This window comes from Bradyrhizobium sp. CAR08 (assembly GCF_052871955.1).
Map to the genome: position 1 here is coordinate 1 of NZ_JBIXJX010000049.1, position 8,860 is coordinate 8,860.

At 58.7% G+C, this 8,860-nt stretch carries 4 protein-coding genes and 5 pseudogenes; 5 read left to right on the forward strand and 4 right to left on the reverse strand.

Annotated elements, in window-relative coordinates; translation table 11 throughout:
* Positions 1–308 precede the first annotated feature (308 nt).
* From ACIPUD_RS39310 to ACIPUD_RS39325, 4 genes and pseudogenes are all read right to left on the reverse strand, one after another.
* Positions 309–882 (reverse strand): annotated as a pseudogene (locus ACIPUD_RS39310) (anthranilate synthase component II).
* Positions 879–2,275: pseudogene (gene pabB / locus ACIPUD_RS39315) on the reverse strand (aminodeoxychorismate synthase component I). Before pabB ends, ACIPUD_RS39310 begins: the two co-directional pseudogenes overlap by 4 nt.
* A 152-nt stretch (positions 2,276–2,427) precedes the next feature.
* Positions 2,428–2,751: a Dabb family protein gene (locus ACIPUD_RS39320; protein ID WP_446482931.1), complete on the reverse strand. Its 324-nt coding sequence runs from the start codon at positions 2,749–2,751 to the stop codon at positions 2,428–2,430.
* A gap of 169 nt (positions 2,752–2,920) precedes the next feature.
* Positions 2,921–3,543: pseudogene (locus tag ACIPUD_RS39325) on the reverse strand (GntR family transcriptional regulator).
* Between the two features lie 293 nt (positions 3,544–3,836).
* Between ACIPUD_RS39325 and bioB the strand changes: the two are divergent.
* The 5 genes and pseudogenes from bioB (at position 3,837) to ACIPUD_RS39350 (ending at position 8,239) form a co-directional block, all read left to right on the forward strand.
* Positions 3,837–4,718: a biotin synthase BioB gene (gene bioB / locus ACIPUD_RS39330; protein WP_446482932.1), complete on the forward strand. Its 882-nt coding sequence runs from the start codon at positions 3,837–3,839 to the stop codon at positions 4,716–4,718.
* A 50-nt stretch (positions 4,719–4,768) separates the two neighbouring features.
* Complete coding sequence (panD, locus tag ACIPUD_RS39335) at positions 4,769–5,125, forward strand: aspartate 1-decarboxylase (protein ID WP_446482933.1); 357 nt, start codon at positions 4,769–4,771, stop codon at positions 5,123–5,125.
* An 82-nt stretch (positions 5,126–5,207) separates the two neighbouring features.
* Positions 5,208–6,353, forward strand: a pseudogene (locus tag ACIPUD_RS39340) (8-amino-7-oxononanoate synthase).
* Entirely contained in the window at positions 6,350–6,982 is a 633-nt protein-coding gene (gene bioD, locus ACIPUD_RS39345) for a dethiobiotin synthase (RefSeq protein ID WP_446482934.1), read from the forward strand. Before ACIPUD_RS39340 ends, bioD begins: the two are co-directional and overlap by 4 nt.
* Positions 6,983–7,041: 59 nt before the next feature.
* Positions 7,042–8,239: pseudogene (locus ACIPUD_RS39350) on the forward strand (adenosylmethionine--8-amino-7-oxononanoate transaminase).
* Positions 8,240–8,860: the final 621 nt, after the last annotated feature.

Below are 8,860 nucleotides of genomic sequence, written 5' to 3' on the forward strand. Positions count from 1 at the left end.
CGCAACGTGCGACCGGCTGCGCAACCCCGACCAGCTCCGCCAATCGCACGTTGTTCACCCCGCGCCAAACGGCGTAACATCCGCCGAGACTCTAATCGCCAATGGATGAAAGTTCAGCGGCAGGTCATTGGCACGAGAAGACCGTGCTGTCGCGGTCCTGAGCTGCGCGCGTGTTTCCTTGGCGAAACCATGTGTACTTCGGCTTCGAAGATAAATAGCTCCACTCCAACAATATTGGGTGACCGCAGCCGTTAGGCCCTCTGCTGCGTTGATCGCACGTCGCGCAGCGATCCGGCAGCATCCAGCGGTCATCGCGCGAGCCGCAAGAAATTCATCAGCAGCACGTGCCCTTGTTGAGTGAGTATTGATTCCGGATGGAACTGTACCCCAAAGGTTGGTTGGTCGCTAATTGCCAGAGCCATGATTTCGCCCTCCCACGAACGCGCTGTCACCATGAGAGACGGCGAGCATGACTCATCGAACTCAACAACAAGAGAATGATGGAGGCCAACGCAAAGTGGGGATGGGAGCTGGCTGAACAGCCCTCGGCCATCATGCGTTATGTTAAGAGGACCGACCGTGCATAGGCCGTCTTGCGCGCTTCACGCGTCCTCCGAAAATGCCCCCAATACACTGGTGTCCGAGGCAGATGCCAAGAATTGGGACCCGACCTGAAAGTTCGCGGACGACGGCCGTAGATATTCCGGCCTCACTTGGGGTGCAGGGTCCGGGGGAGATGACCACTGCGCGTGGCTTGAGGCCGGCAACATCGCTGACGCTGACCTCGTCGTTCCGGATCACTTCCGTTGGTTCGCCAAGCTTGCGGAAGTAGCGCGCAATGTTGAAGACGAACGAGTCGTAGTTGTCGGTGATGACAATCAAAATGCACCAGATGTTTCAGCACGAAATGCGTCAAAGATTCGCTGCGCTTTGGCGAGCGTCTCTTCGTATTCGGCGTCTGGATCCGACATCGCCGTTATGCCGCCACCCGCATGAAACACGGCTAGGTCGTCGTCGATCGCGATAGTGCGGATCGCGATATTCGTGTCCATGTGCCCGTTGAAGCCGATAAAGCCAATCGCCCCGCAATAGACACTCCGCGCCGCCCGCTCGATTTCCGCGATAATTTCCATCGATCGCACCTTGGGCGCCCCGGTAACGGAGCCGCCGGGAAAGCAAGCTCGAAGTAGCGTAACGGCGTCTTGGTCTCCTGCAAGTTCACCCGTAACGATCGATACGAGGTGGTGCACTGAGGCATAGGATTCGAGGCCGCACAGCGATGACACGTCGATCGAATGTGGAGTGCAAACGCGCGACAGATCGTTGCGCATGAGGTCGACGATCATAGTATTCTCGGCACGATCCTTCTCGGACGCGACTAGGATTTCAGCGCGACGCTGGTCTTCCTTGGAATCAGCAGAACGCGCGATCGTGCCTTTGATGGGGCGCGTTTCGACCTGTCGTCCGTCGAGCCTCAAGAATCGTTCCGGCGAGCTCGATGCAATGGTGAGCTTGCCATAGCGCAGGAGCGCTGCAAAGCGTGCCGGGTTCAATGACCGCAATTGGCAGTAGAAGGCAACAGGATCAAATGAGGGCGACAGGCGGGCGCTGAAGCGCTGCGCAATGTTAGCCTAGAAGATCTCTCCAGCCAGAATCAAGTCGATGACGCGCTGTACCGCTGCAATGTAGCCTTCACGGCCGAAGTTCGAACGCCATGCGGCAGCTCGGCCGGGGGCTTCGTTCCCCGAACTCTTTGGGCGCGCAAGCAATGCTGCTGCAAACTCGTTGGCTCGACGGCGCGCGCGCTCGGCGCGGCGTGCGGGATCCTGCTCCGGCCATCCGGTAGAAACGACCCAGCATCTATCGTCACGGTGGTCGTAGCTAAGTACCACGTCACACAAATGCAGGATGGATTGCGGCAAACGTTGACCGGAAATTGCTGCCCGCGGCAATCGCTCCAGAGTCCTGTTCAGATCATAACCAAAGAACCCGGCTGCACCTCCCTGGAACGGCGGGAGATCGGGACGATGCTCTTGGGATACTTGGCGAGCAAGGTGCGAAGAACTCCCCAAGGATCGCCCACGAGAGCCTCTCCATTGCAACTCGCCTGTCCGTCCGCAATCATGTAGGTGCTGAAGGGATCGCAGGTCAGATATGAGTAGCGCCCGAGCAACTCATGCCTTGCTGCGCTATCGAAAAAGGTGAGGTGCGCTCGATGCGCGAGACATCGCATCGCTGTGACCGGCTCAATCCACTGCAGCTCGCGGAGGTGCATGGGACTGTCAGTCACGGACGACTGGCGTGTTGTGAGGCGTGCTCCGATTGTGATCCCGACCGAAACGAGAGCGACGCTCGTCTGGGATCCGCAAGCTGTTGAGATCGATTGTCAGATTAACCCCCGCCAGGGGACACAGTGCGCCGAGTAACTTAGCTCTTCGCTGCCGTAGAGCACAAACCCGCATCTGTTGATACATTGTAGTCCGCCGCGAACCGTAGCTCCCGGAGGGGGCGTACCCGCCTGATCGATTCCTGGTATAAATCATGCGCCTTGTAAGCTGCGAGCTCCGCCTCGTTGTCGAACTCACCATAGACGACTACGTCGACATGGTTGCCGAGCTGGTCGGTCTTGCGATTGCGAGCAACCTCGAGCCGGCGTGCATGGGGGATTGTAGTGAGTACCGATAGGCCTTCGATGATCTGGTCGATATGGAGCTTATCCTTGGCGGTGAACAAGACGATGTGACGAATCATGGGTGACCCGTTGGGATGATATCGGAACTACGTCGCATAACTATCTTGGGATCGACCCCGCTGCAACTCTATCGCCGGCCGCTGTGTCGCTCGGCGAGACGGTCGGTGGTTTGGCACTCTTGCGATCGCTTGCGGGTTTCAACGAAGCTCATCAGATTGTATTTTCTGCTCAGCAAGCGGGAAGGGCAAGGCGCTCAATCGTTTGAATGTGGCGTGCGAGCAGGTTACAGGCTCGATCGACCCTGCGCGCTTGCAGTGCCTGCAGAATCAGGCGGTGATCCTGGTTGGACCGTGGTTGCCAACCGACACTTCGCGCCATCGCGAACACCAATCGTGAATTTGCAAGTTGTAGTCCGTCAAGGCTCGCGAGTAGGCGCGGCATCGCGCAGGGCGCCACCAGCGCGTGGTGAAAGCGGCGGTTTCGCCGTCTCAAACTCCTGAACGGTCTGGGCGTTGTCTGCTGCGATCAGGGCGAGCTCGATCCGTGCCAAATGGGCGGATGTGTCCATTGCGCAACGCGACTACTTCGAGCGCAGCACGCATCTCGGCGATCTTCTTCGGTAAATTAGTGTCGAGCGGGGCACCCCGCAAACCGCGACGGGGCACAGCGACGACAAGATGTCGGGCCTCCAGTTGCCGAAAAGCCTCGCGCACCGGGACGTGGCTGGAATTGAGTTCCCGCGCGACATGATCCTGCCGGAGTGGGACATCTGGCTGCAGCGCGCCGCTGATGATGCGCTCACCGATTGACTGCGAAATGCGCATCGCAATCGTCGTGTTCTCGTCAGTCATGATAGATCATCTATCATTGCCCGCCGTCGATGATCGGCATAAGGCCCGCTCGTTTTGCAGAATTTCTGCAATCCGTACACACTTCCGCGGTCTTTTGGCGTCGGCTTACGGTTATGTTTCATGTTGGAGAGGCAAAGAGGTAGGAACGGCGGCCGCATGATAGATAATCGCCACGATTATCTATTGATAAGGAAGGCGAGACTTATGATTGCTGCCGTGGGAGTAGAACGGAATGACAGAAGCAACAGCGCGCCGAGGCCGCCGCACTCTATAGCCTGCGGTTTGCCGATCTGATGTTCCAGGCGCAGAGCGTTCATCGCGAGAACTTCGATCCAAACCACGTCGAAACGGCAAGCTTGCTCAGCATCAAGACTGGTCGCTGTCCAGAAGACTGCGGCTATTGCTCGCAGAGCGCGCATTACGACACCAGCCTGAAAGCGACCCGACTTGATGGATCGCGCCGATGTGGTCGCCACCGCGCAAGCCGCCGAGGACGCCGGCGCGACCCGCTTCTGCATGGCCGCGGCCTGGCGCAGCCCAAAGGACCGCGATCTCGATCAAGCTGCGAAATGGTTGGCGCGGTTAAAGGTCTCGGCATGGAAACCTGCGTCACGCTCGGGATGCTGACGTCGAAGCAGGCGGCGCGGCGGTCCGAGGCTGGGCTCGACTTCTACAATCATGATGTCGACACCTCGCCGGAGGTCTACGGCAAGATCATCACCACCCGCACCTTGCAGGACCGCATCGACACACTTGCGCATGTGCGCGAGGCCGGCATCAAGGTCTGCTGCGGAGGCATTATCGGTATGGGCGAGTTCCTCGAGGACCGGCTCGGCATGCTCGTGCTGCTCGCCAATCTCCGTAAACATCCGGAAAGCGTGCCGATCAACCTGTGGAACGGGGTCAAGGGCGTGCCAGTCAATGAAACCTCGGAGCGTCCCAATCCGATCGCGCTGGTGCGCCTGGTTGCGACCGCCCGAATCATGATGCCGAAAAGCGTGGTGCGGTTGGCCGCCGGACGGCACTATATGACGGATGAACTGCAGGCGCTGTGCTTTTTGGCCGGCGCGAATTCGATCTTTATCGGCGACGTGCTCTTGACCACCAAAAACCCGCAGCGCGACCGGGACGTGAATTTGTTGGACCGTCTCGGCATCACGCCCGGTCTTGCCTGAGTGCAGCAGCCAACGAGCACGCTGTGCGCAAACTCCAGTGTAGGCGATAGATGCAAATTACCTTGATGAAAGGCAAAATCCTTCGCGCCTCGGTGACTGAAGCCGATCTGCACAGTGATGGCTCGATTTCGATTGATCGTGGGCTGCTGGACGCGGCAGGAGTCCTGGTCAACGAGCGCGTCGAAATCTACAACATCGAAACCGGAGCGTGCTTCAGCACCTATGTGATCGAAGCGCCCCGGGCGTCGGGCACCATCGACTTGAACGGCGCGGCTGCGCGACTCGCGATGCCCGGCGACAAAATTATGATCGTTGCATATGCCTCCTTTGATGAGGCGGAAGCAAAAGCGTTCAGCCCGAGCGTTGTGATAGTTGACCGGGAAAATCGCATCTTGTCCAGGTTTTAAGCCAAGTGGCCGATGCTGAAGCTTGTGCTCCTCTCTACCATCAGAACCATCGCGAGATCGACCGCTACTGTGCGAGTGAAGAATGTATTCAATCCACCACGCGGGCAAAGTTGGCGACTACGCCGCTGCCTTGCATGCCCTGAAGGAAGACAACCGACTGCGTGGCCTCGAGCCGCGCGCAGGAATTGATTTCGCATCGAAGGATTATCTGGCGCTGGCGAGCGCGCCGCGTATGAAAAGGGTGTTTACGCCGCGCTGGAAGCCGGCACACCGATCGGAGCCGGCGGGTCGCGGCCTGTGTGACGAACACGAAACTCTCGAAACAGAAGCGGCGCAGTTCTTTGGGGCTGAGACGGCACTTTTCTTCGGCGGCGGCTATGTCGCAAATTCTGCCGTCGTGATAACGCTGCCGCAGCGGGGCGATTTGCTTATTCTCGATTCTCTCGTGCACGCGAGTATTCATGAAGGCGTGCGGGCAGGCCGGGCCGACTTTCGGATAAGCGCCCACAACGGCCCCCAGTCGGTCGAAAATACAATTCGAGGCTGGCGGGCCGACGGCGGAACGGGGCGGGTCTGGATCGTGGCCGAAAGTCTCTACAGCATGGATGGCGATTTCGCACCGCTCGAAGGCCTGGTCGCGATCGCGGACCGGTACGACGCGTTCCTGATAGGGGATGAGGCTCACGCCACAGGCGTTTACGGCGAGCAGGGACGAGGGCTCACCGCACCCTATGGGGGACGCGAAAAACTCCTGGTCGTTTATACCTGCGGCAAGGCGCTGGGCGCTGCCGGGGCGCTCGTCACTGCCACACGCGTGCTGCGCGACTTCTTGGTCAATCGCTGTCGTCCGTTCATTTTCGCCACCGCGCCGTCACCCTTGATGGCCGTCGCTGTGCGGGAGGCACTCTTAATACTGCAAGATGAACCTGAGCGACAGCAGCGTCTGGCCAAGCTGGTCGCGTTTACGCATCGGGAGATGGGTTTGCGCGGTTGGCGAAGTCCTTCGGTCTCGCAGATCGTGCCGTACATCGTTTGCCACAACGCGCGTGCGATGCGGCTCGCCTCCGCACTGCAGGCTCGCGGGTTCGATATCCGCGGAATCCGGCCGTCAACCGTGCCGGCGGGCACGGCCCGTTTGCGAATTTCACTGACGCTCAACGTTCGGGAGGATGACGTGCGTGCAATGCTCGATGCTCTGTTCGAGGAGACCAGAGGTGAAGCTCGATGAGTCAGCGGATTGTGGTGACAGGCACAGACATCGGAATCGGAAAAACGGTGTTTTCCGCGGGGCTCGCCGATCTCCTCGGCGCCAACTATTGGAAACCGATTCAGGCCGGTCTCGAAGGAGAGACTGATACCGAGCTCGTCGCACGGCTCGGCGGTCTCTCCCCCGATCGCATCATGCCGGAGCTTTACCGACTTCGAACCCCCGTTTCGCCCCATTATTCCGCTGAAATCGACGGAGTTCGCATCGAGCCAGATTCGCTCAACGTGCCAGACACCGGGGAGCGACCGTTGGTGATTGAGGGCGCTGGCGGCCTGATGGTGCCGTTGAGGGGCGATACACTCTACATTGATGTGTTCGAGCGATGGCGGCTTCCGGTCGTGCTTTGCACGAGCACGGCACTTGGCACCATCAATCATTCGCTGCTGTCGATAGAGGCTCTGCGAAGGCGCCAGATCCCCATTCTTGGGATTGCCTTCATTGGGAAACCAAATGCTGAGACCCAGATCGCAATTCGCGAGATTGGGCGGGTGCGTTGGTTGGGGCGATTGCCCTGGCTGTCTCCCCTCGCGGCTGACACGCTGCAGGCCGCGTTCAAAACCTCGTTCCTTGCCGATCAATTCAAGCAATGACGACGAAGCCGAAGTCGCCGATCTAGCGTCCGTTCACACAACATGCGCTCGAAGAGGAGATGACAAAAGTTGCGCGGGGAGATGGCGCTTATCTCCACACCGCCGATGATCGTCGAATTATCGATGCCATATCATCCTGGTGGGTGGTGACGCACGGTCATTGTCATCCACATATCGTGAGCGCCATCCAGGAACAGGCAGGCAAGCTCAACCAGATCATCTTCGCAGGCTACACCCACGAACCGGCGGAGGAGCTTGCTACGCAACTCTTGAAACTCGCCCCCGATGACCTAGAGCATGTCTTCTTCTCGGACAGTGGCTCGACCAGCGTGGAAGTGGCGTTAAAAATGGCAGTCACTTACTGGCACAACATCGGCAAACAGCGAAGATCCATTATCGTGATGCAACATTCCTACCACGGGGACACAATTGGAGCGATGTCGGTCGGTGCCCGAGGGTATTGAACGCGCCGTACGCGCCCATGCTGTTCGACGTTACGTCAATCCCGTTCCCGGCGAGAGGTCATGAACAGGCGACGCTGGACGCGCTCGAGTCGGCTGCCGAAACGAAATGGCCGCCGCTTTTATTGTGGAGCCACTGATTTTGGGCAGGTGGGATGCTGATGTACCCGGCGTGGGTGCTAAGAGAGATGAAGCGGATCTGCGAGGCGTCGGACGTCCTGTTCATCGCCGATGAGGTCATGACAGGCTGGGGTCGCACCGGAACACTATTCGCCTGCGAGCAAGCTAATGTCACCCCCTATATCGCCTGCTATGCGAAGGGCCTCACGGGAGGAGCGCTTCCACTCGCGGTGACACTTTGTCGCGCGGATATTTTCGACGCGCACTATTTGAAAGATTGGACGCATACGTTCTTTCATTCGAGTTCATATACAGCAAATCCAGTGGCCTGCGCCGCCGCAAAGGCCAGCCTGGATCTCTGGCAAGATCCGGAATGTCGCCAACGCCTGGCGTCAGTCGCGGCGATGCAAGAGCAGGCAACTGAGCAATTCCGCGGCGACCCGCACTTTTCAAACGTCCGTCGGACCGGCACGATTACAGCGCTCGATCTGAAAGCGACGGATGCAGGCTATCTCGCGGGGTCGGTCCTAAGCTTCAGGCTTTCTTCAAAGAACGAAATCTGCTGCTGCGCCCGCTCGGCAATACGATCTATGTAATGCCACCATATTGCGCCACAGGGGCAGATCTTGATGAAATCTACGTCGGCATCAGAGATGCCGCCGATGCGCTAGCTTAAAGTGGGCTTGGGGCGTTTAGTAAGCGGGAACCGGCGGGTCGCCCTTTGACCGCGTAAGGACAAAGACGGTGGTGCTTATAACTCCAGACGAGTTGCTGTATGAACTCCATCGGCTCAGTTGAATTCCGTCGATAAAAGCCGCCGGCACGCGGGATTTAAGCATCAACGCGTAGCTCATTGCATAAATCAAGATCGAAATATCGTTTAGATTTGGCAATCAATACTTGGCTGGGGAAACACGCCGATGGAGCGCCTCCTTGGCGAAAGACACGGCAATTCAGAGCTCAAACTCTTGCGCCCGGTGTCTGTATAAGCCGCGAGACTAGGCATCGCCGGCGCCGCACTTCACGTGCGAGCGTGGCGTTGCAGCGAAGGAAGGGGGCTATCCACGTAATCCAGACAGGTGGCGAGAAATGCGCAACAGCTCTCATAGGTTCGCACCACGGTTCAGTAAAGTGCTGCGCGGTATGCGGTGGAGGTTCGGGCTGATCCGCTACTACTGCTGGCGAACGGCCCTTTGCTCCAAGAGATGCGTCGACCGCTTCAAGGCCCGGCGAGAGGCCGACCATCAATGGTTTCGCTGGTTGCGAGCGGCTTAATACATGGCTCAACGAGCCCACG

What these genes read in the sequence shown, in the direction of transcription:
- ACIPUD_RS39320 (WP_446482931.1), bottom strand. Translation starts at nt 2,751, where the DNA reads ATGATTCGTCACATCGTCTTGTTCACCGCCAAGGATAAGCTCCATATC.
- bioB (WP_446482932.1), top strand. Translation starts at nt 3,837, where the DNA reads ATGTTCCAGGCGCAGAGCGTTCATCGCGAGAACTTCGATCCAAACCAC.
- panD (WP_446482933.1), top strand. Translation starts at nt 4,769, where the DNA reads ATGCAAATTACCTTGATGAAAGGCAAAATCCTTCGCGCCTCGGTGACT.
- bioD (WP_446482934.1), top strand. Translation starts at nt 6,350, where the DNA reads ATGAGTCAGCGGATTGTGGTGACAGGCACAGACATCGGAATCGGAAAA.